The organism is Paeniglutamicibacter sp. ORCA_105 (assembly GCF_045798545.1).
Lineage (GTDB): Bacteria > Actinomycetota > Actinomycetes > Actinomycetales > Micrococcaceae > Paeniglutamicibacter > Paeniglutamicibacter sulfureus.
In genome coordinates this window covers 1-20,914 of record NZ_JBIXLM010000024.1, presented here as the reverse complement: position 1 = coordinate 20,914, position 20,914 = coordinate 1, and the positions used below count along the sequence as shown (strand labels likewise).

The following is a 20,914-nucleotide window of genomic DNA, read 5'->3' as shown; positions in this document are numbered from 1 at the left end:
CGGACCAAAAGACGCTACCCCGCCACCGGCCTCCAAGGGTGTCCGAGGGGTTTTGCACTCAGCGGACATCTTTTACAACTGTGCGGCCAGCAAAGCGAAGGGCCACCCACCGTGGGCATGTGAGCTGCAACACTCGTGGCATACCCAGCTCCACCCGCCCCGGGCAGTGAGCACCAGTCCAAGTAAGAGAGGCACGCAATGCCTGTTTTCAATGATGGAATCACCGATACCGTTTCTCCGGAGACCGCGAACGTGGTCCAGACCGACGTACTGATCGTCGGATCCGGTCCTGCCGGCAGCTCGGCCGCACTGTTCCTGTCCAACCAGGGCATCCCGAACATCATGATCACCAAATACCGCTGGACAGCCAACACCCCGCGGGCGCACATCACCAACCAGCGCACGATGGAGGTGCTGCGCGATGCTGGCATCGAGGACCAGGTCCTGGCCGAGGCGACACCCCACGAGCTGATGGGCGACACCGTCTACTGCGAGTCCATGGCCGGCGAGGAAATCGGGCGCCGGCCCACCTGGGGGCTGCGCCCGGACCGCCGGGCCGACTACGAACTGGCCTCCCCGTCCATGCCCTGCGACATCCCGCAGACACTTCTGGAACCGATCATGCTGAAGAACGCCACCATGCGCGGCACCCAGACGCAGTTCTCCACCGAGTACCTGGGACACACCCAGGACAGCGAGGGCGTAAGCGTGCAGGTACTGAACCGGCTCACCGGGCACGAGTACACGATCCGCGCCAAGTACCTCATTGGTGCCGACGGCGCCCGCTCGAAGGTAGCCGCCGACATCGATCTGCCCATGGAAGGCGCCATGGACATCGGCGGCTCCATGAACATCACCTTCAAGGCGGACCTCGCACACCTCGCGGCCCACCGCCCCTCCATCCTTTACTGGGTCTTCAACCCCGGCTCCAACATCGGCGGCCTCGGCGCCGGACTGATCCGGATGGTCCGCCCCTGGAACGAATGGCTGATCTGCTGGGGTTTCGACATCAACGGGGAACCCCCGGTGCTCGACAACGACGAAGCGATCAGGGTCATCCGCAACCTGGTGGGCATCGACGACCTCGAGGTGGAGATCCTGGGCTACTCCCTGTGGGGAAACAACGAGCAATATGCCACGCACCTGCAGAAGGGACGCGTCTTCTGTGCGGGTGACGCCATTCACAAGCACCCGCCAAGCCACGGATTGGGTTCCAACACCTCCATCCAGGACGCGTACAACCTGTCCTGGAAACTAGCGGCAGTACTCAAGGGCCAGGCCGGGGAGGACTTGCTGGAGACCTACTCGGTGGAACGTGCGCCAGTCGCCAAGCAGATCGTCACGCGGGCCAACGACTCGGGACGCGAGTACAAGCCGATCTTCGATGCCCTGGGAGTCACGGATGCGGCAACGGACGAGGAGTTCATCGAGAAGCTCAAGTTGCGCAAGGAGAACTCCCCCGAAGGCGCGGCACGCCGCAAGGCGCTCCGGGAGGCCCTGGACAACAAGGACTACGAATTCAACGCCCAAGGCACCGAGATCGGCCAGTTCTACGAATCGAGCGCGGTGGTTTCCGACGGCGGCACACGCCCGGAGCCAACGGAAGACCCGATGCTCCACCACCAGAAGTCCACCTATCCGGGACTGCGCCTGCCGCATGCCTGGATCGGAGACAGGGACCGGAAGTTCTCCACCCACGACATCGCCAAGGGCACCCAGTTCACGCTATTCACCGGCATCACCGGGCAGGCATGGGCGGATGCGGCGGTCAAGCTCGGCTCCCGGCTGGGCATCGATCTGGTAGCCGTGGTCATCGGCGAGGGCCTCGAGGTGCAGGACCTCTACGGAGACTGGCTGCACCAACGAGAAGTCGAGGAAGACGGCGTTATCTTGGTCCGCCCTGACAAGCACATCGGCTGGAGGTCGCATCGCATGGTTGAAGACCCGCAGGCCGCGCTCTTCGAGGTGCTGTCCTCGATCCTGGGGCGTCCGGCCACCGACACCGGCATATCGATGGAGGACCTGATGGAACTTGCCCATTAGATAGATACAGGTAACTTCTGTGGCACGAACGGCCCCTGACTTCACGGTCAGGGGCCGTTCGTCGTCCATGCGGGGCAACTCCATACATGGCCAAACCTGCGAACCCCGCTTCGCCACGGCAGAAGTAGCTCACAGTCACGGCGGGCGGTAACGACTCGTGATGGCCATCCGAACCTGCTAGTATTATTTCTTGTGTGTCCGCGCAGGTCGACGGGCACTTCTCCCGGGTCGCCATAGGTATCCCCACGCCGCTCAGTCAATGGCCCGGAAGATATCCCTCACCGACCATACAAGCGATGAGCAAGAGAGTTTAATACAGTGGCTAATATCAAGTCCCAGAAGAAGCGCATTCTCACCAACGAGAAGTCGCGCCAGCGCAATGCTGCCGTCAAGTCCGAGCTTCGCACCGCAATCCGCGCAGTGAACACTGCCGTTGCAGCCGAAGACAAGGATGCAGCATCAGCAGCACTCGTTGCAGCTGGTCGCAAGATCGACAAGGCCGCCACGAAGGGTGTGCTGCACAAGAACAACGCAGCCAACCACAAGTCGGCCATCTCCAAGAAGGTTAACGCCCTCTAAGGATTGCTTCACTGAATCGTCAGGCTCCTTTTCCTCCATATCTAGGGGAAAGGGAGCCTTTCGTGTTTAACCACTCATATGGTTCTTCGAAGCCGGGGATCACAGGGGGCCATGGGATACTCCTGCAGTATTCCCGGCCGGGCGATTTTTGTATCACAATGATTGTCGGTACCAGCCGATGCTCCGAATCGACCATGATGCCGCCACTGACGTTCTCAGGGAACCTGCACCGGCATGTACCTCGTTGGACCAGGACACGTGGACCAGAACTGGCCGCCTTCGGCAGGTTCCGAACGGATGGCCATAATACTGACGATCGGTGCGGCTGACGGGCGCGCAGCCATGATTCGAATGGCGGTGACGTTGCCCGGCCTTACGTTGCCATGCAGGTCCGAATCTTGCGGCATGTAGGGGTAGGACTGCGGAACTTTCCATTTGCCGTCGTCAGATCTCTGGACGGGTTGTGGAGTGCACTCGTCCCCGAAGCAGGCAGCAACCGAGTCCGGCTCGCTGGTAAATTCAAGCTCAACGTCGCCCAGATCCGCGTACCCCACTGCCGGGCACGCGAGACCGGGTCGCACTACAACCAAAACAAGAGCGATGAGAACCCCAAACACGCCAACGGCAAGCACGAATTTCCACCGCCGTTTCGTGTGTCGATCCTAGCGTCCCAACCCGCGTATGGCTTGCCCCTTGGATTGGGGTTTGGAAATGGCCGTGGGCATTCCGGTGGTGAGGCCACGTGCAAACTGTCTTGATCGTTTTCGGCCGGCGCCGCGTGGCGTTACCTGCCGTAACTAGCGGCGCGCCGCCAACGAAATCTGGGTAACGGCCCGCTCAACGGCGTATTCCGGGTCACGCGAGGCGCCCTTGACCTGCGAATCCGCCTCTGCCACAAGCCGGATGCAACGGGCAAGGTCATCGACGTTCCAATGCCGAGCTTGCTCCTGGGCCTGCTGGACCTGCCAGGGCGGCATGCCCAGTTCGCTGGCCAGTTGACCGGAGGATTTGCGTGCCCCGGCAACCTTCGCGACTTGGCGCAGCTTCATGGCCAGCGTGGCGACAATCGGCACCGGATCGGTGCCCGTGGCCAGGGCGTGGCGCAGCGTGCTCAGCGCGATGTCCGCCCGACCGGCCAGCGCGGCATCGGCGACCTTGAATCCCGTGGCCTCCACGCGACCGCCGTAGTATTTGTCCACCATTTCCTGGTCGATGGCGCCGGTGGTGTCTTGCAGGAGCTGGGAGCAGGCTGCGGCCAATTCGGACAGGTCGCTGCCCAGGGCGGCAACCAGGGCGCGTGCGCCTTCGGCGCTTAGCTTGCGCTTGGCCGTCCGAAACTCCTGGGTGACGAAGTCGATCTTTTCCGCGTCCTTTTTCAACGGCTGGCAATCAACGACCACCGCGCCGGCGGCCTTGAGTGCGTCAAGCAGTTTCTTGCCGCGCACTCCCCCTCCGTGGTGCATGATCAAGGTGACCTCAGGTGCCGGGGCTTTCGCGTAGGCGAGGGTGTCGTTGAGGAAATCCTCGTTCATGGTGGCCAGCCCGCGGACCTCGATGAGCTTGGTTTCACTGAAGAGCGACGGGCTGGAAGCCAGCAGCATTTCCCCGCGCTCGTAGCTGTTGGCCTCAAAGCGGGTCAGTTCGATCTCGGCACCCGCACGCAAGGTGTTGCGCACGGTTTCGAAGGCCCTGGTGGCAAGCAGCTCCTCGGAGCCCTGCAGCAGGATCAACGGGGCGGGCGCCACTGACCGCCATGAAATGCCCGCATTCTTGGATGTGCCTCGTGGCGCTGCCATGACCGACCCTTACATAGTGTTTAACGAATCCCATCGATCTTATCTCCAACGCCAAATGCTTCATCATTCCCCACCCTTTGACGGTTCCCGTGTCGACGTCCGTTCCGCTGTCGGACCCAATGACGAGACCCGAAGCGACTTCCCGTCCCAGCCAACGATGATGGTGCCCCGCAGGTCGGTGCGGAAGACTGCCACGTGGTTCTCCTCGAGTGCCTGCAAGGCCTCATCCGAGGGGTGCCCATAGGTGTTGTCTGCACCCACGCTGATCAAGGCCAGAGCCGGACGGACGGTTGGCGCCGTGCGCACGCCACCGTTCTCGGCACCATGGTGCGACACCTTCAAGATGTCGGCGTGTCCGATCAGCCCCTTGTCGATCAGCTGGTCCATAGCCTCGTCCTCCATGTCCCCGGTTGCCAGGATGGAAATGCGCCGCTGCAAACCGTCCGCCTCTATCTCGAAGCGGACGACCAGGGACGCGTCGTTTTCTCCCGTGAACACACCGTCCGGGATCGGGCCCAGGACCTTCCAGGCCACGGGGCCTGCAGCTCCGGTCGCCCCCGATCCAAGCTGGCTGGCGGTCACCAGGCTGCCCCGGGAGTCGGTCAGGTGCGGAGGATCCGCGGGGTCGTCAGCAGCCGAGTAGTAGATCTTGTCAACCGGTCGCCGGGTGCCGACCCCTGCAATCCCGCCGTCGTGGTCGGCATGGCGATGGGTGATGAACAGGGCAGCGACCCGCGTGACGCGCATCCGCTTCAGGCATGCAGCGATGTCTTCGGCTGTTTTGCCCGTGTCAACCACCACCGCCCCGGCATCCCCGGCGTTGATCAGCAACCCGTCGCCCTGGCCAACGTCGCAGGACACCACCATCCAATCGACGGCCGGTGCCGGTACCAGTGCGGTGACCGGCAGCAGCAGCCCGAGCAACAACCCCGTCACCACGCCCTGCGCCGCCAGCCCCATGCGTGATTGCCAAGATCCTGCGGCGGGATGCACGTGACCCAGGGCAAGCAGGGTTCCCAAGACAATTCCCCAGGCCAGCAGGACGCCCGCCACCCCGACCGGCCATGGACGCAGCGCCCCCGGGAGAGCGGCAATCCAGGTTCCTACGAGGCCCACCACCATGGTGGGCATGCCTGCCACCCACACCAGCGCCATTCCCGCCAGCGGGAACACCATCAGGACGACCACGGCGAGCGTCCCTGCCACCGTGATGAGGGAAATGAATGGTGAAACCAGGAGGTTTGCCGGCACCGAGTACAGCGAGAAGGTCGGGCTAAGCGCCACCAGCACCGGCAGGCAGGCGATCTGCGAGGCCAAGGCAATGGCCGTTCCATCGGACACGATGGACGGCACCCACCGGTTCAACCGTGCCGCCATCGGCCTGCCGATAATCACGATGCCGGCAGTGGCCAGGACCGAAAGCTGGAATGCCGGCTCGCCGGCCAACCACGGATCGATGGCCAACAGGACCACCACGGCCAGAGTCAGGGCCGCCAATGCATTCCTGCCGCGGGACGCGTGCAGGCCCACGGCCGCAATGGTGCCCATCACCGCTGCGCGCAACACGCTGGGTTCGTAGCCCACCAGGAACACGAAACCGAGCAATGCCGCCAAGCCCAAGCCCAGCGTGGGCAACCGACCCAATCCCAGCAAACGGCCGACGGATATGACAAAGCCAAGCACCATCGCACAGTTTGCCCCGCTGACAGCACTGAGGTGGGACAGTCCGGCAACCTTCATCGCTTCCGACAGTTCCTCGTCCACCCCGCTGCGGTCACCAAACACCATGCCCGGAAGCAGCGCCCGGGCCGATTGTGGAAGTGCCTCGCTGGCACCGACGAAGCGTTCCCGCATTCCCTGGAATACGTCCGGCGCCGGCGGGTTGCCCAGGGGCAAGAGATCGGCGGAGGCATTGAGCCAGAAGCGTTGCCTGTCCCCTGGTTCGCTGTTCGAAACCGTGGCGAGCACTTCAACGGTGCTGCCGCCGCGCAGCGGAATGTCCGGTGCCCGGGATTCGGGGTAGCTGAGCCGCACGGGCACCCCGGAACTCCGCCAGGAACCGTCACCGGTGACAGCCACGGCACGCGCGTCGACGGTGAATTGCCGGTGCGGACGGGCATCTTCGGAGAACTTGTCAGTCTGCGTTCCTGCCCGCGGGACCTTGGTAAAGGACAGCTGGATGCGGACCGGGGTCCCGGCGCGGGCTGCCTGTTCAAGCGAGTCAGGGTTCGCGCCCGCCCCGGACAAGAACAATTGCGTGAACACCAGGGCTGCCGCGGCACAGCCAAGGGCGGGTGCGGCAAAGCTGGGGGTCGCGGCCGGGCCCAGCCGCCCATGCCGGGGGCGCAGCAACGCCAGAAGACCTGCACCGGCCACCAACCACAAACCCACTGCCCAGAGCACCTGGTGCAGCTGTCCCAGCTGCACCCCGCCCAACGCCGCCACCCATGCCCCGGCCAACGCCCAGCATCCCCGCAAGTCAAGGGGGCCGGAGTCCTCGTCTTTTTCCCCCTTCGGCCGCCGGGACAATGCACCGACCAGGGGATCCGCAAGCCTGCCCGTGACGGGAGCCAGGTTCCACTGGCTTCTTGCGGCACGATCGCACCACTCGTCAGAGCCCATGCCCTCAAGTCCACACGATCCGTGGTGACGTGCCCTCTGGACGGAGTCCGGCTGTGGAGAACGACTTGATTATGTGCTGTTTGTTGGCACGGGGCTTCTCGCTGACAAGATCGACGAGATAGTCCAGAGATGGTGGTGGGTGCCCGCCCTAAATAACCAGCGACATGCAGCGACTCCAGAAAGACGTTGGAGGGACAACGTATATTGGGCGGAGCTTACTTCTGCGATTTGCGCCGATCGGACAAGGAATGAAGGGAGCACCATTCACCCAAGAGCCTCTGGGCAAACGGGCTTCCCCTTCAGATTGGATCATGCGATGAGCGACCAACCAGCATCCGCTCCACACCCACGGTCCCGGGACCAGCACCCGTACCCGGTGAACCAGCAGAACCCGTACCCGCAGCCTGAAAACTATCCACCAGCGGGGCCACCGGCCGGATACCACCCGCCGTACACGCACCCCGAAACGAACATCTTCGCGATCCTGGCGATCGTCCTTGCATTCTTCACCGGGATCCTGGGCATTGTCTTTGGCCACATTGCACGCCACCAAATCAAGCGCACCGGACAAGCCGGCAACGGTCTGGCCTTGGCTGGCCTCATTGTCGGCTACGTTTGGGTTGCGTTCACGATCCTGGCAATGATCTGGGCATTCTCACTGGGCATGTCAGACCCCACCCTGTGGGAAGACATCTAGATGTCGGCAGGAGATGAACCCGGGGTCAATTCAGAACAGCGTGCAGGTGGGGAGTTCCCCAAAGTGCCGCTCCTGTCCGCGAGCAGCGGGAACCCGACGGGCACCCTCGGCGTAAGCGCATTCCTCACACTCTTGGTGATCGCGGCCCTCATGCTTACCGGGTTCGTGTTCATCGCCTTGTATATCGCAATGGTGTCCTTCACGTTCTTCGTCGTCGCGTTCGCATCCTCAGCATTGTTTGCCCGCTTGCTCAAGCGCCGGACCGGGACAGCGGCCGTTCTGGGAGCCCTGCTGGGATGGGCGCTCTCTGCTCCTCTGGGTGCCGCTACCAACACCGTCATCAACTATGTGTACGAAATTCAGGAGCCCTACGAATTCGTGCCGGCGACGTGGCTATGGACGTTCATCCCCTTGGCCGTGGTCCTGGCCGTCGCGGCAGCACGCAAGATCACAGCGGTGCGAGCCAACCACTGAACCATGGGCAGACGGGGGCCAATGAACTCAAAACGGTGGTTCCTGGGCTTGCATGTGTAGCATGCCGCAAGTGGAATCGTTATCGGGACGCGTCGCTATAGTCAGGAACTCAGATTCCCGCGGCCCAAAGTGTCCCGTTGCCCGCTCCAGCAAGGGGTACGCCGCTGTGTCCCACGTGTTCTTCACCATGGGTTCAGCATCGCACAAGTTCATATGTTCCAATTAGGAACCCTTATTGGGATGGCCGGCGTGAGGCGGGTTCCCGTGGTCGTGCCTCTGTCTGTGTTGCCGTGGTTACGGCAGGCGGGAGCGCCAGCGCGTGAGTTCGGCTTGGTAGTCGGTTGTCCTTCCGGCTTCCTCCCAGAGTTCGGCCAGCTCGTTTCCGTCTGCCTGGTGCAGCCGGTCCAGCACCTGCGCCGCCTTCGTTGCGAGGTGCGGGGGCAGCAGTTCGGGGCTGCGTGGCCAAGGGGCCAGGGACTCGCCCTCCTCGCTTCCCAGCATTGTAGGGTTATCCCACGAAACCACGAGCGCGGCTGCCGCCATCCCCACGGCACCATCCATGGCATCAAGCTCCGGTGTCGCTTCAAGCGCAGTGTCCAAAGCGTCCTCAAGGGTCGGGACAACCTCCGCCAAAGTGGGGGCGTCGTCAAACTCAAACAAGAAATCAGCGGCGTCGTCGTTGCCGAAGACCGATACGTCCCATGCACCCATGCGCAATGCTCCTTAGTCGATGTCGGCCGCCCGGAAGCGACCCCATTCGGATTCTGTCACGCCCGCACCGCAAAGCCCATCGGTTTGGGCGGGCTGGAAGCCCTTGCCAGGGGGAAATTCCCGGGTGCTTGGGTGCAGTTCCTAGCGCCTGAGAGGACGGATCGTCGGGAATCGGCGGTGAAGGGCTTCGAGATCGCGTGCATCCCTGGGAACCCCTGCATGGGTTTGGTCGATCATCGAGTCCGCCCAGCACGGATGCCAACAGACATGAAGGACAGTTACGGATCCCCAGTCATACCTTGCGGGAAGGCGTGTGACTTCCCGCCCGTGGTATGTCCACATAAGTCAGGGGACCGAGTTCCCCCAGGCTGCTGAGGTCAAGTGTTCCCGGTTCGCCGTATTCGAATTCTCCCCGGTGGTGTGGATGCTGGTATTTCCGCAGCTCGTTGGCCTTCATGCCGTCCCTCTGTTCATGCTCGCAAGGCTACTGGGCAATTTGATGTGGCGCACCAGTTGTGGGGGTGCAACGGACGCAACGACCTGCATGGTTCATTCACGGGGGTCTCCCGCAGGGATGTCTTGAGCCGTTCCGCCAGGGGGCGGGGCTGATCCCGAATCGGGGTATGGAATAGTCGACGCGTCGAAATTCAGACGTTCGCAGGGGAACCAGACCGAGCGCATCTGTGTAGCCGAATCCGTCGCGTCGTCCCGTTAGGGGTCTGTCTGGATTGACATTTTGAACCGTCCCGATAGGGGGTCGCTGGCCGGACGCATGATTGGTCGGCCCACAAGGAAACTCCGGCGGGACGTGTTGCGGGCTTCATGGGCGCGGGCAGTCCGCTACTTGCGGCGGCGCCAGCGGCGAATGGGGAACATCAAGAATGACAGCAGGATGATCGCCGCCGCACACACCACGATGACCCCTGGAAGTTCAGGCCAATAGAGGATGTTTCCCGGGTAGACGACCTCGGGTGAGGGGGGTGGCATCTGGAGGCGAACGCTCATGGGACCGCCCTTGCCGTTGATGGTTGTGGATGATCATCATTCTATCGTTGACGTGAGGTAGAGGTCTTTGATGGTGGCACCGAGGTTGGCCGCTTCACGGATCATGTCCCGATCCCGATGCGGCATCCTGAAATCTGCCTCATTGAGACGGCCCCAGAATTCCTGCTCATCGTTGAGGACGGCAGGCAAGCGCAGGAACCAGCGATAGCCGTGCGGTCGTCCAGGCAGCCCGGAATCCCGGAGGTACGAGTCAATGCCATCTTCGATGTCCTGGACTACTTCCCCTGTAATGGTCTCGGTCCAACAACTGGAGGTGCCGTCCGCCGTTTCACACGTCACCCTGACCAGGTCGCTTCGTTCGCCCATCGGCTCGCGCACTACGTTCTCCGGTCCGGCGAACCACGCGGCAATGGCACCCCAGCCATTCTCGTTTAGCTCTATCCAGCCCAGGGGGCGGTCGCCAATTGGATAGCTATCCCACATATCGACCCACCTTCCCTGCGCAAGCTCGCAGTCGGCCTGGCCGGACCAACTCTGTCAGGCTACAAGGTCTCGCGCCAGCACAACAGAAGAACATTGTTGTTTCAGAAGCCAGTTGCACGGTGATCTCATGACCGAAGGGGAACGCTCAATGGGGGGCGCCTTCTGTGTCCCGGGTTCAAGCGGTGCGACCCTGGACATCTCTTTGACTAACGTTCCAGTGCGTTTTCGCGTTTGCCTGTCGGTTTTGAATGGGCGCGAGGTGCTAGCCATAAAGCGATGAAGCTCAGGATGGCCACGGTTACACCCGACATCATCAATGTTGCCTCGGCTGACGCCGCAGGGCACCCCATGGCAGAGTCTTCTTCCGCACATTGAGCCCATGGTTTGAATGTGCCAAAGAGAAACATCGCCACGACAATGCAAAACGCCGCGAGAGAGGATACGACCAGCGCAGGGAAGGTACCCCTTGCTGACTTGGATTTTAAGCTCTACCACGATAGGGTCCGGGGCCAAATGACCACGGCATGCGTCCAAGCGCGCGGTCCAGCGGCGGGAGCGTCTCGGGCGGGCAGGAGGCACTGACCTTGTATGCACAGCTAAACGGGTGGCCGGAGAATATGGTGGTTTGGAGCTCAGTCCGGGATAAAAAGAGAAGGAATAGTGCCACAACGGATAGCACCGATCACCGACAAGTAGGTGCTGATACACCAGATGCGAATTCCGCAGTGTCCCGGAAGGCACCGACCACTGGCACCTTCACCAATCTGGGTTGGCCTGGTGGGACTCAAAAGCCAGGATCTGCGGAGGTAGAGTGAGGTCCGGCGGTACCCTTGAGCGGTTTCGTCGAGCAATCCGCCCTTGTGAGGAAATGAGTTCGCCACCATGGAAAACATCCCGCGCAACAAGATCGTTGTCGGCATCGACGGGTCATCTGAGTCGATCGACGCACTACGCTACGCATCGGACCTTGCCTCGGCAATGGGCCACGATCTGGTGGCCTTCGCGTCTTGGCTCCCGCGCATTGTTCTGAAGGACTATACCCCCGAGTGGGCGCCAGAGCAGGACGCCCACGACACCCTGGACTGGGCAATTGAGCAGGGCGCCCACGAGACCCTGGACAAGTCAATTGAGCAGGCCTTCGGCGCGAACATCCCAGAGAACCTGAAGCGCGAAGTCGTTATGGGACCGGCAGCCTCCAATCTGCTCAAGGCCTCAAAGGATGCCGCGATGCTCGTGCTGGGCACTCGCGGCCGCGGCGGCTTCAAGGGCTTGGTCATGGGATCAGTCTCCAGCTCGCTGGCCGCCCACGCCTCGTGCCCGGTGCTGATCCACCACGGCGAATAGAAGGTGGCGCCAGCTCGGTGCAGCCCAGCCACGCTGGAGTGGACGGCACGGGCACGTGGGCTCTTACTCAAAAACCACGTGTTCGCGGAGGTTCCCCAGCAATGCCGGGCCGATGCCGCTGACGGCGTCAAGCTCTCCGAGGCCCTTGAAGGGGCCATTGGCTTGGCGGAATTCCAGGATCCTTCCGGCCAGCGACGGCCCGATGCCCGGCAGCTCCTCCAATTGGTCCTGGTCAGCGATGTTCACGTTGAGTTTCCCCGGCGGCGCACCGGAGCTGCCAGTACCCCCAGAAGCCGGGGCCCCGGGCGCCGAAGGCTGCCCGGTCTCGCCTCTGCGTGGGATGCGAATTTGTTCGCCGTCACGGATTTGTGCTGCTAGGTTGATCGCCTCCGGGGCGGCATCCTTGGCCAGCCCGCCGGCCAGGTCCACCGCATCGAGCACCCTAGAGCCCAGCGGCAGGGAATACACGCCGGGCTTCCTCACGGCGCCGACCAGGTGGACGACCGCGGTCGCGCCGGTCACCGACGGGCCGGCGGCGTCCGGTTCCTGCGAATCTTCCTCGAACCCCGGTATCCCCAGCGGTGCCTGTGGCGCGTCTGCTACGCCGGGATCCGCGGCTGGACTTGCCTGCGGGATGGTTGCGGCATTCAGGGGAATGGACTCCGCGGCGTCCGGCGCACGCGGCGGCGGGTTGAACAACAGCGACACCGAGATCCAGGTCAGGGCCCCGAGAATCAGGACAATCGCGGCGGACCTGCCAATGAGCACGCGGAGGCGACCCGGGACCGGAGCCAGGTTGCTCCTTGCGGAATGATCCACCCACTCGTGAGAGCCCATGCCTTCCAGTGCACACGATCTTGAGGTCCGTGCGGCCCGCTCATTGCCCTGTTGTGGAGAACCGCGACGCGGCGCGACCTGGGAACCGCGACGGCGGCTATCGGGTTCCTGGTTCCTCGGGGTCGGCCGGTTCGACTGGCGTTGCCGGCTCCTGTGCACCTGGTAACGAGCTCCCTGCGGCGCGGCGTCGCGAGTCCCGTCGCTGTGCGTCACTGCGTGGCTTCGCCTTGGGCTCCGGCTTGGGCTTGGGTTCGTGCCGCGGCCTAGCTTCCTGGCGGACAGGTCCGGGCACCGGGGGTGCGATGCCACCGGAAATCGCCACGGCCATCACGCCGGCACCGGTATGGGCGCCAAGCACTGCGGGGACCGGGACCGCCAGCACTTCCAACAGCGAGGCGCCGGCCAGTTCCTGCACGATCTCCTCGGCGGCGTCCTGGTTCCCGAAGTAGTGCACCGCCAGGCGTGCCTCGGGCCCGCGGGCGGCCGCCTCGTCGCGGGCAATGGCCACCAGTCGGGCCAGCGTGCGCGAATGCGTGCGCACCTTTTCGTGGGCGACGATCTGCCCGTCGCGCACCGAAAGGATCGGCTTGACGTTCAGCAGCGTGCCCAGCACCGAGGCCAGGGTGCCGATGCGCCCGCCGCGGCGCAGCTGCTCGAGTGAGGGGACGGCGAAGTACACGTGGTTTTCGGCGGCGCGGTTGGCCACTGCCTCGAGCTCGGCCAGCGGCGCACCTGCGGCGGCAAGTTCCACGACGTCCATCACCGTGAAGCCCTCTGCCAGGGCCACGGTGAGTGAATCGACGACGGTGACGGGTACCGGCGAGGACTCGGCCGCCAGGCGAGCGGCGTCCACCGTCCCGGAGAGAGCCGAGGAAAGGTGGATGGAAATGATTTCCTTCACCCCGGCATCAGCGAGTTCCCGGTAGGCGCGCAGCATCTGTCCCGGCGCCGGGCGCGAGGTACGCACCGCCTTACCCATCGCCAGGCCCAGGGCCAGCTCTGTGGGCACATCGTCGGTGCCCTCGGAGAAGATCTGCTCGTCGACCATCACCGGCATGGGCACCACGCGCAGGAAACGCGCATGCTGCCGCACCCAGTCCTCTGGTAGCGCCGCGGCGGAGTCGCTGACCACGCCCACCGGAACCAGGCCCCGGGCGGGGCGGGCACGGTGGGCGGGATCCGCAACGCGCTGCTTCCAGAGCCGCCCCATCCAACCGCCGGTGCGGGTGGGCCGCTGCGGATTGGGGGGTGGCTGGGAGGCGTCCATATCTGTAGGCTACCTGCCGCCCCTAGGAGGCAGGAACCACGTTCACCAGTTTCGGTGCACGCACGATGACCTTGTTGATGGCAGCGCCGTCAAGGTAGCGGACGACCGCCTCGTCGGCCAGGGCCAGGGCCTCGAGTTCCTCGGCGGTGATGTCGACCGAGACCTCCAGGCGTGCCCGGACCTTGCCCTTGATCTGTACGACGGCGGTGACGGTGTCCTGGACCAGCAGCGATTCATCGACCGTCGGCCAGCCGGCGTTGGCGACCGAGGGCTCGTGGCCCAGCGCTGCCCACATGTCCTCGGCCGTGTACGGGGCGAAGAGCGAGAGGATGACGGCCACGGACTCTGCTGCCTCGCGGACCGCCGGATCCGACGCGCCCGCGCCGGAGTCGATGGTTTTGCGGGTCGCGTTGACCAGCTCCATCAGCTTGGCGACGACGACGTTGAACTTGCCGCCCTCGAGCATGCCGGCTGCCTCGTGGACTGCCTTGTGGGTGACCTGGCGCAGCGCCTTGTCGCCGCTGGCAGGGTCGGTTCCCGGGGTGCTGTCGACGTCCTGGGCCATGCGCCAGGCGCGGGCCAGGAACTTGGCCGAACCGCCCGGGGAAACGTCGGCCCAGTCCACGTCGTCCTCCGGCGGGGAGGCGAAGATCATGGTCAGGCGCACGGCGTCGACGCCGAACTTGTCCAGCTGCTCGCCCAGGTCCACGCCGTTGCCCAGCGACTTGCTCATGGCCTTTCCGCCGTTGAGCACCTGGCCCTGGTTCAGCAGCGCGCTGAAGGGTTCCTTCACGTCGATCAGGCCCAGGTCGAAGATGACCTTGGTGAAGAAGCGCGAGTAGAGCAGGTGCAGGATGGCGTGCTCGACGCCGCCGACGTACTGTCCCACCGGCATCCAGTCGCGCACGGCCTTCGGGTCGAACGGTCCCTCGGTGTAGTGCGGGGAGACGAAGCGCAGGAAGTACCAGGAGGAGTCCACGAAGGTGTCCATGGTGTCGGTGTCGCGCTTGGCGGCGGCCCCGCACTTCGGGCAGGGAACGTTGACCCAGTCCTCGGCCGCGGCCAGGGGGGACGTGCCCTTCGGGGCGAGCTGTTCGCCGCGCAGGTCATCCGGCAGGCGCACCGGCAGCTGGTCATCGGGAACCGGGACCTCGCCGCAGTGCGCACAGTGGATGATCGGGATCGGGGTTCCCCAGAAGCGCTGGCGGCTCAGCAGCCAGTCACGCAGGCGGAAGTTCACGAACTTCTCGCCGGTTCCCGCGGCCTCGACGATCTCGATGGCACGGGCGATGCCCTCGGCCTTGGGCAGGCCGTCCAGCTCCCCGGAGTTCACCAGGGTTCCCTCGCCGGCGGTGGCAACACCGGTCTCCGCCGGGTCCTCTTCGCCGGTGTCAAGCACCACGCGCACCGGCAGGTCGAAGGTGCGGGCGAAGTCCAGGTCGCGCTGGTCGTGCGCCGGGACGGCCATGATCGCGCCGGTTCCGTAGTCGGCCAGCACATAGTCAGCGGCCCAGACCGGCAGCTTCTCGCCGTTGAGCGGGTTGGTGGCGTAGCGGCCGGTGAACACACCGGTCTTTTCGCGCTCGGTGGCCTGGCGCTCGATCTCGCTCAGCGCCTTGACCTGCTCCTGGTAGGCCTCCAGGGCCTCGCGGTGTTCCTCGGTGACCAGTTCGTTCGCCAGCTCGGCGTCGGCGGCGACCACGAAGAACGTGGCGCCGTGCAGGGTGTCCGGGCGGGTCGTGAAGACCGTGGTCTTGTGGGCTTCCTTGCCGCCGGCGGCCTCGATGACGAAGTCGACGTGGGCACCCTCCGAGCGGCCGATCCAGTTCTTCTGCATGGCCAGCACGCGCTCGGGCCAGTGGCCCTTGAGCTCTTCCATGTCATCGAGCAGGCGGTCGGCGTAATCGGTGATCTTGAAGTACCACTGGTTCAGCGACTTCTTGGTGACTACGGTTCCGCAGCGTTCGCAGGCGCCGTTGACGACCTGCTCGTTGGCCAGCACGGTCTGGTCGGTGGGGCACCAGTTCACCGGGTGGTTCTTGCGGTAGGCCAGGCCCTTTTCGTAGAAGCGGGTAAACAGCCACTGGGTCCAGCGGTAGTATTCCGGATCCGAGGTGTGGATGCGGCGGTCCCAGTCGGCGGAGATCGCATAGCGCTTGAAGCTGGCGGCCTGCGTGTCGATGTTCTTGTAGGTCCACTCGGCGGGGTGGGCGTTGCGCTTGATGGCAGCGTTCTCGGCCGGCAACCCGAAGGAGTCCCAGCCGATCGGGTGCATCACGTCATAGCCCTGCTGGCGCCAGTAGCGGGAGACGACATCTCCCATGGCGAAGGCCTCGGCGTGGCCCATGTGCAGGTCGCCGGAGGGGTAGGGAAACATGTCAAGCACATAGCGGCGTTCGGCGCTGCCGTCGTCCTTGGGCGTGAAGACCCCGAGTTTGTCCCACACCGGGGCCCACTTGGCTTCCATCTCCTGGAAGCTGTAGGCCGCTGCGGTGGACTCGTTGTCAGCGGTTTCGGTGCCGGTCGGCTGGGTGCTCACTATCGGGTTTCGCCTTCTTCTGTTCATGCGCCTGTGGGTGGAACGTGGCTGTCCTGCTGGTTGCTGGCGTGCATCGGCGGCGTAGGCCCCCTGACACACAAAAGCCCCTTGCATGCAAGGGGCGGCCGCATGGGGGGTGTTTATCCCATGCGGCTAACTTAGCAAGAGCACTGCGTTCATGCCCCATATTCTACCCCACAAGGCGCCGGCCCCGCGGGCGCGCCGGATGCACGCCCGCCCCCGGGGGCCAGCCGCAGTGGCCTACAGCACGTCCTGATCGACCCAGTCGAAGGTGCGGGTGACGGCCTTCTTCCACAGGCGCAACTGCCGATCGCGCTCCGCCGGTTCCATGGCCGGTTCCCATCTCTTGTCCTCGGACCAGTTGGCGCCCAGCTCCCCGAGGTCCTTCCAGAAGCCGACGGCCAGCCCGGCGGCGTAGGCGGCCCCCAGCGCGGTGGTCTCGGTGACCTTGGGGCGGATCACCGGAACCCCGAGCAGGTCCGCCTGGAATTGCATCAGCCCGTCGTTGGCGACCATGCCGCCGTCGACCTTGAGTTCGGTGAGCGGGACCCCGGAATCGGCGTTCACGGCATCCAGCACTTCCCGGGTCTGGAAGGCGGTGGATTCCAGGGCCGCCCGGGCAATGTGGTTCTTGTTCGCGTAGCGGGTCAACCCCACGATGGCCCCGCGCGCGTCCGCACGCCAGTAGGGGGCGAAGAGCCCGGAGAATGCGGGCACGATGTACACCCCGCCGTTGTCCTCCACGCTGGCTGCCAGCTCCTCGACCTCCGCGGCGGTGGAGATCATCCCGATGTTGTCGCGCAGCCACTGCACCAGCGAACCGGCCACGGCGATCGACCCTTCCAGCGCATAGACCGGTGCGGCGTCGCCCAGCTTGTAGCCCAGGGTGGTCAGCAGGCCGTTCCTGGAGCGGACGATTTCCGTCCCGGTGTTGAAGATCAGGAAGCAGCCGGTGCCGTAGGTGTTCTTGGCCTCCCCGGCCTCGAAGGCAGCCTGCCCGAACGTGGCCGCCTGCTGGTCGCCCAGGATCCCGGCGATCGGCACCTCGCGCAGAAGCTGCGAGGTGTGCACGGTTCCGTAGACCTCGGAGGAGGACTTGATGGCGGGCATCATGGAGACCGGCACCCCGAAGTCGGCCAGGATCCCCTGGTCCCACTCCAGCTTCTCCAGGTCCATGAACAGCGTGCGCGAGGCGTTGGTGACGTCGGTGATGTGCACCCCGCCATCGGTGCCGCCGGTCAGGTTCCAGGTCACCCAGGTGTCGGTGGTGCCAAAGAGCAGGTTCCCCGCCTCGGCCTCCTGGCGGGCGCCCTCCACGTTGTCCAGGATCCATTTGACCTTGGTGCCGGAGAAGTAGGGTGCCAGCGGCAGGCCCACGCGTTCCTTGTACCGGTCGACTCCCCCGTCGGCGGCCAGCTCCTCGACGATGCCCTGGGTGCGGGTGTCCTGCCAGACGATGGCGTGGTGGATGGGCTTGCCGGTGCGCCTGTCCCACACCACGGTGGTTTCGCGCTGGTTGGTGATGCCCACGGCGGCAATGTCGTGCCGGGTGAGGTTGGCTTCGGCCAGTGCGATGCCGATGACCTTGCGGACGTTGTTCCAGATCTCCACGGCATCGTGCTCAACCCATCCCGCATGCGGGAAGATCTGCTCGTGTTCCATCTGTCCCGTGGAGACCACGGTGCCGGCATGGTCGAAGACGATGGCCCGGGAACTGGTGGTGCCCTGGTCGATCGCGATGACGTACTTGTTCATGTCGGTGCCTTTCAAAGGTGCCGTTCAGAGGGGGGTGGCGCTCGACGGCGGAAAGCGTCGTGCGGTGCGCGGTGTCAGGCGTTGCTCAGGGCCACATGCGCCCCGTGCTCCTCGGTGAGCACGCGCCGGCAGTCATCGACCTGCGCTGCGGTTTCGGCCGCGTCCCAGCCGAGCACGGGTGCCAGCGCTTCGGCCACCTGGGCCAGCAGCGACTCGGTGACCCGTCCCCGGAAGGCCAGCGAGGTGCGGCGGATGAACACGTCGGCCAGCGTCCCGACCTGCTCGTGCGTGCCCAGGTAGCGCACCTCGGCCGCGGAGAGTTCCGGACACCCGGGCAGCGTCGGGTCGTGGGGGCCAATGTGTTCCAGCACGGCGTCGGCGCGGGTGCCGTAGCGCTGCAGCAGCACCTCGAGCCGCGCCCGCGGCGCCAGTGCGGCGCGCTGGGCGAACCAGGCCTCCAGTTCCGCCGGGGTCTTGGGGTAGTCCCGTCCCCCGCCGATGGGAAGCATGCGGGTGCCGGGAGTCGGGGAGACCCCGAGTTCGGCCAGCACCTTGTTGCCCAGCGTCTTGCCCAGCGCGCGGAACGTCGTCCACTTCCCGCCGACCAGACAAAGCATCGGGGTGCCCCCGGCCAGCCGCGAGTGCTCGATCCGGTAGTCCCGTGAGACGAATCCGGGGGCGGTGTTCTCATGGCTCGGCAGCGGGCGCACCCCGGAGAACCTGTAGACGATCTGCTCCTCACCGACCTTGATGGAGGGGAAGACGTGGCCGATCAGCTCGAAGAAGTACGCGACTTCCGCATCGGTGCAGCGCGCCGGTTCCCCCATGTCCGCGTCGATGTCCGTGGTGCCCACCAGCACCCGGTCCCCCAGCGGGTAGATCAACACGATGCGCCCGTCGGAGTGCTCGAAGAAGATCTCCCGCCCGTCGCAGGCGGCCAGCAGCTCGGGATGATCCAGCACGATGTGGCTGCCCTTGGTCCCGCCCATGAAGCGGCTCGGGGTGCCGATCACCGCATTGGTCTCATCCACCCAGGCCCCGGTGGCGTTGACGATGACCTGGGCGTCGAAGTCGAACTCCTCCCCGGTGAGCTCGTCGCGCAAGTGCGCCCCGCGCTCGCCGTGCCCGATGAGGGCCACGTAGTTGCTGGCCCTCGCGTGCGGATTTGCCTCCAGCCCGTCGCGCAGCACGTCCAGGGTGAGCCGCTCGGGATTGTGCACCGAGGCGTCGAAGTAGGTGGCGGTGTACTTCACGTCGGTCCGCAGCTTCGGGAGCACCGCGAGGGAGGCCTTGGCCCCGCGGAACCGGTGCCAGGGGGTGTTGCGGCCGATGGCCCCGGCGAACAAGTCGTACATGACCAAGCCGATCTTGATCAGCAGCGCCCCGCGTTCGGCCCGCAGCCCGGGTCGGTGGGTCACGAAGCGCAACGGGGCGGCCAGGAGCCCGGAGAAGGTGGAGAAGATCGGGACGGTGGTGCGCAGGGGCTTGACGTAGTGCGGCGCGATCTCCAGCAGCGTGTTGCGTTCCCGCACCGCCTCGTGGACCAGGCGGAATTCGCCGTTTTCCAGGTAGCGGATGCCGCCGTGGATCATGTGCGAGGAGGCGCCCGAGGCACCTTGGCAGTAGTCGCCGCGTTCCACCAGCGCCACGTCGACCCCCTGCAGCGCCAGGTAGCGGAAGGTCGCCACGCCGTTGATGCCACCGCCCACGATGAGCACCTTGGCTCCGGGCCGGGCGCGCAGTGCCGCCAGTTGGGATCGGTGGGACGCTGCGGCTTCCACGGTGGGGCCATCCTTCGGTGTTGCAGTGGGCGTAAAGCGTGCTTCACATGGTCTTGTCGACATTACCGGGGCACCGGCGCGACCGCATAGCCCCGCGGGTGAAGCGTAGGCGAATCGTTGCCGAACCGGAGCCGCATGTGTGCCCGTTTCCGCGCGCATTCACCCGTTCAGACCAGCGCAGCGGATAGGCTGGAGGCATGCTCCCGATCCCGCCGCATGCCTCGCGCCGCGCCCTGAAAAGCATCCACCACATCCACGGCTCGGAGGTTTCCAGCTGGATGTACCCGGCCCTGGGCCCCTGCCGCGGCGTCATCCTGGCGGTTCACGGCTTCCGCGGCGACCACCACGGCCTGGCCCGCATCATCGATCAGCTGCCTCACTACGCGATCATCGTGCCTGACCTGCCCGGCTTCGGCGCCTCGACGCCCTTCACCGGGGATCCAAACGCAGGTTCCCCCGCGGCGGCCCCGCGCCACGACGTGGCAGGCTACGGCGAGGTCATCGGCGCGCTGCGCGGGCAGTTGGGACTGGGCCCGGAGACCATCCTGCTTGGGCACTCCTTCGGCACCATCGTCGCCGCAACGTACCTGGCGCGGCACCCGGGTTCCTTTGCACAATTGGTGCTCATCAACCCGATCTGCGAGCCCGCGCTGGAGGGCAGCCAGGCGGCGATGTCCCGGGCTGCGGGGGCGTACTACGCCGCCGGGGAAAGGCTGCCTGCCGCAGCGGGCGAGGCGCTGCTGCGCTCGCGCCTGGTCACCGACGTGATGTCGCTGGCCATGCTCAAGTCCAGGGACCCGGCGATGCGCTCCTATGTCGTTGACCAGCACCGGCGCTATTTCTCCGGTTTCACCTCACGCAGCACCCTGCGCGAGGCCTATGGCGCCTCGATCACCGCGACGGTGCGCGACGTCGCGGCCCGCATCAACGAGCCCACGCTGCTGGTGGTCGGCGAGCACG

16 protein-coding genes are annotated in these 20,914 nt (G+C 65.0%); 6 read left to right on the top strand and 10 right to left on the bottom strand.

Translation table 11 applies throughout. The annotated features are described in order from the left end of the window. Positions 1–198 precede the first annotated feature (198 nt). Both ACIPUB_RS12710 and rpsT read left to right on the top strand, forming a co-directional pair. Positions 199–2,043, top strand: a complete 1,845-nt coding sequence (locus ACIPUB_RS12710; RefSeq protein ID WP_407607712.1) for an FAD-dependent oxidoreductase — start codon at positions 199–201, stop codon at positions 2,041–2,043. Between the two features lie 318 nt (positions 2,044–2,361). Beyond that, complete coding sequence (gene rpsT, locus ACIPUB_RS12705) at positions 2,362–2,622, top strand: 30S ribosomal protein S20 (protein ID WP_264268938.1); 261 nt, start codon at positions 2,362–2,364, stop codon at positions 2,620–2,622. Positions 2,623–3,419: 797 nt separating this feature from the next. Here rpsT and holA read toward each other — a convergent pair. Next, a complete protein-coding gene (holA, locus tag ACIPUB_RS12700; protein WP_407607711.1) occupies positions 3,420–4,418 on the bottom strand; it encodes a DNA polymerase III subunit delta in 999 nt (332 codons plus the stop codon). A gap of 63 nt (positions 4,419–4,481) precedes the next feature. Further along, positions 4,482–7,040 (bottom strand): ComEC/Rec2 family competence protein, encoded by a 2,559-nt coding sequence (locus ACIPUB_RS12695; protein WP_407607710.1) that lies wholly within the window; start codon positions 7,038–7,040, stop codon positions 4,482–4,484. Between the two features lie 316 nt (positions 7,041–7,356). Between ACIPUB_RS12695 and ACIPUB_RS12690 the strand changes: the two genes are divergently transcribed. Beyond that, positions 7,357–7,737, top strand: a complete 381-nt coding sequence (locus ACIPUB_RS12690; protein ID WP_407607709.1) for a DUF4190 domain-containing protein — start codon at positions 7,357–7,359, stop codon at positions 7,735–7,737. Beyond that, positions 7,738–8,211 (top strand): hypothetical protein, encoded by a 474-nt coding sequence (locus tag ACIPUB_RS12685; RefSeq protein WP_407607708.1) that lies wholly within the window; start codon positions 7,738–7,740, stop codon positions 8,209–8,211. Between the two features lie 294 nt (positions 8,212–8,505). On the opposite strand, the gene ACIPUB_RS12680 is transcribed toward ACIPUB_RS12685, so the two are convergent. The 3 genes from ACIPUB_RS12680 to ACIPUB_RS12670 form a co-directional block, all read right to left on the bottom strand. Next, positions 8,506–8,922, bottom strand: a complete 417-nt coding sequence (locus tag ACIPUB_RS12680) for a DUF4259 domain-containing protein (protein ID WP_407607707.1) — start codon at positions 8,920–8,922, stop codon at positions 8,506–8,508. Positions 8,923–9,762: 840 nt separating this feature from the next. Next, positions 9,763–9,927: a hypothetical protein gene (locus ACIPUB_RS12675; RefSeq protein ID WP_407607706.1), complete on the bottom strand. Its 165-nt coding sequence runs from the start codon at positions 9,925–9,927 to the stop codon at positions 9,763–9,765. Positions 9,928–9,963: 36 nt separating this feature from the next. Next, positions 9,964–10,410, bottom strand: coding sequence for a DUF5956 family protein (locus tag ACIPUB_RS12670; protein WP_407607705.1), 447 nt, complete (start codon positions 10,408–10,410; stop codon positions 9,964–9,966). An 882-nt stretch (positions 10,411–11,292) separates the two neighbouring features. Here ACIPUB_RS12670 and ACIPUB_RS12665 point away from each other — a divergent pair. Further along, complete coding sequence (locus ACIPUB_RS12665) at positions 11,293–11,754, top strand: universal stress protein (protein ID WP_407607704.1); 462 nt, start codon at positions 11,293–11,295, stop codon at positions 11,752–11,754. 63 nt (positions 11,755–11,817) lie between these two features. Here the strand turns inward: ACIPUB_RS12665 and ACIPUB_RS12660 are convergent, their stop codons facing one another. From ACIPUB_RS12660 to ACIPUB_RS12640, 5 genes are all read right to left on the bottom strand, one after another. After that, positions 11,818–12,573: a helix-hairpin-helix domain-containing protein gene (locus ACIPUB_RS12660; protein WP_407607703.1), complete on the bottom strand. Its 756-nt coding sequence runs from the start codon at positions 12,571–12,573 to the stop codon at positions 11,818–11,820. Between the two features lie 115 nt (positions 12,574–12,688). Next, a complete protein-coding gene (locus tag ACIPUB_RS12655) occupies positions 12,689–13,858 on the bottom strand; it encodes a DegV family protein (RefSeq protein WP_407607702.1) in 1,170 nt (389 codons plus the stop codon). Positions 13,859–13,880: 22 nt separating this feature from the next. Beyond that, positions 13,881–16,397: a leucine--tRNA ligase gene (gene leuS / locus ACIPUB_RS12650; RefSeq protein WP_407607701.1), complete on the bottom strand. Its 2,517-nt coding sequence runs from the start codon at positions 16,395–16,397 to the stop codon at positions 13,881–13,883. A 261-nt stretch (positions 16,398–16,658) separates the two neighbouring features. Further along, positions 16,659–18,173 (bottom strand): glycerol kinase GlpK, encoded by a 1,515-nt coding sequence (gene glpK / locus ACIPUB_RS12645; protein WP_310287512.1) that lies wholly within the window; start codon positions 18,171–18,173, stop codon positions 16,659–16,661. 74 nt (positions 18,174–18,247) lie between these two features. Continuing rightward, positions 18,248–19,954 (bottom strand): FAD-dependent oxidoreductase, encoded by a 1,707-nt coding sequence (locus ACIPUB_RS12640; protein ID WP_407607700.1) that lies wholly within the window; start codon positions 19,952–19,954, stop codon positions 18,248–18,250. 197 nt (positions 19,955–20,151) lie between these two features. Here ACIPUB_RS12640 and ACIPUB_RS12635 point away from each other — a divergent pair. Beyond that, positions 20,152–20,914, top strand: a 763-nt coding sequence (locus ACIPUB_RS12635) for an alpha/beta fold hydrolase (protein ID WP_407607699.1), incomplete at its 3' end; no start/stop codon positions are given.

Coding starts and splice junctions, on each gene's coding strand:
- ACIPUB_RS12710 (WP_407607712.1), top strand. CDS start 199: ATGCCTGTTTTCAATGATGGAATCACCGATACCGTTTCTCCGGAGACC.
- holA (WP_407607711.1), bottom strand. CDS start 4,418: ATGGCAGCGCCACGAGGCACATCCAAGAATGCGGGCATTTCATGGCGG.
- ACIPUB_RS12695 (WP_407607710.1), bottom strand. CDS start 7,040: ATGGGCTCTGACGAGTGGTGCGATCGTGCCGCAAGAAGCCAGTGGAAC.
- ACIPUB_RS12690 (WP_407607709.1), top strand. CDS start 7,357: ATGAGCGACCAACCAGCATCCGCTCCACACCCACGGTCCCGGGACCAG.
- ACIPUB_RS12685 (WP_407607708.1), top strand. CDS start 7,738: ATGTCGGCAGGAGATGAACCCGGGGTCAATTCAGAACAGCGTGCAGGT.
- ACIPUB_RS12680 (WP_407607707.1), bottom strand. CDS start 8,922: ATGGGTGCATGGGACGTATCGGTCTTCGGCAACGACGACGCCGCTGAT.
- ACIPUB_RS12675 (WP_407607706.1), bottom strand. CDS start 9,927: ATGAGCGTTCGCCTCCAGATGCCACCCCCCTCACCCGAGGTCGTCTAC.
- ACIPUB_RS12670 (WP_407607705.1), bottom strand. CDS start 10,410: ATGTGGGATAGCTATCCAATTGGCGACCGCCCCCTGGGCTGGATAGAG.
- ACIPUB_RS12665 (WP_407607704.1), top strand. CDS start 11,293: ATGGAAAACATCCCGCGCAACAAGATCGTTGTCGGCATCGACGGGTCA.
- ACIPUB_RS12655 (WP_407607702.1), bottom strand. CDS start 13,858: ATGGACGCCTCCCAGCCACCCCCCAATCCGCAGCGGCCCACCCGCACC.
- glpK (WP_310287512.1), bottom strand. CDS start 18,173: ATGAACAAGTACGTCATCGCGATCGACCAGGGCACCACCAGTTCCCGG.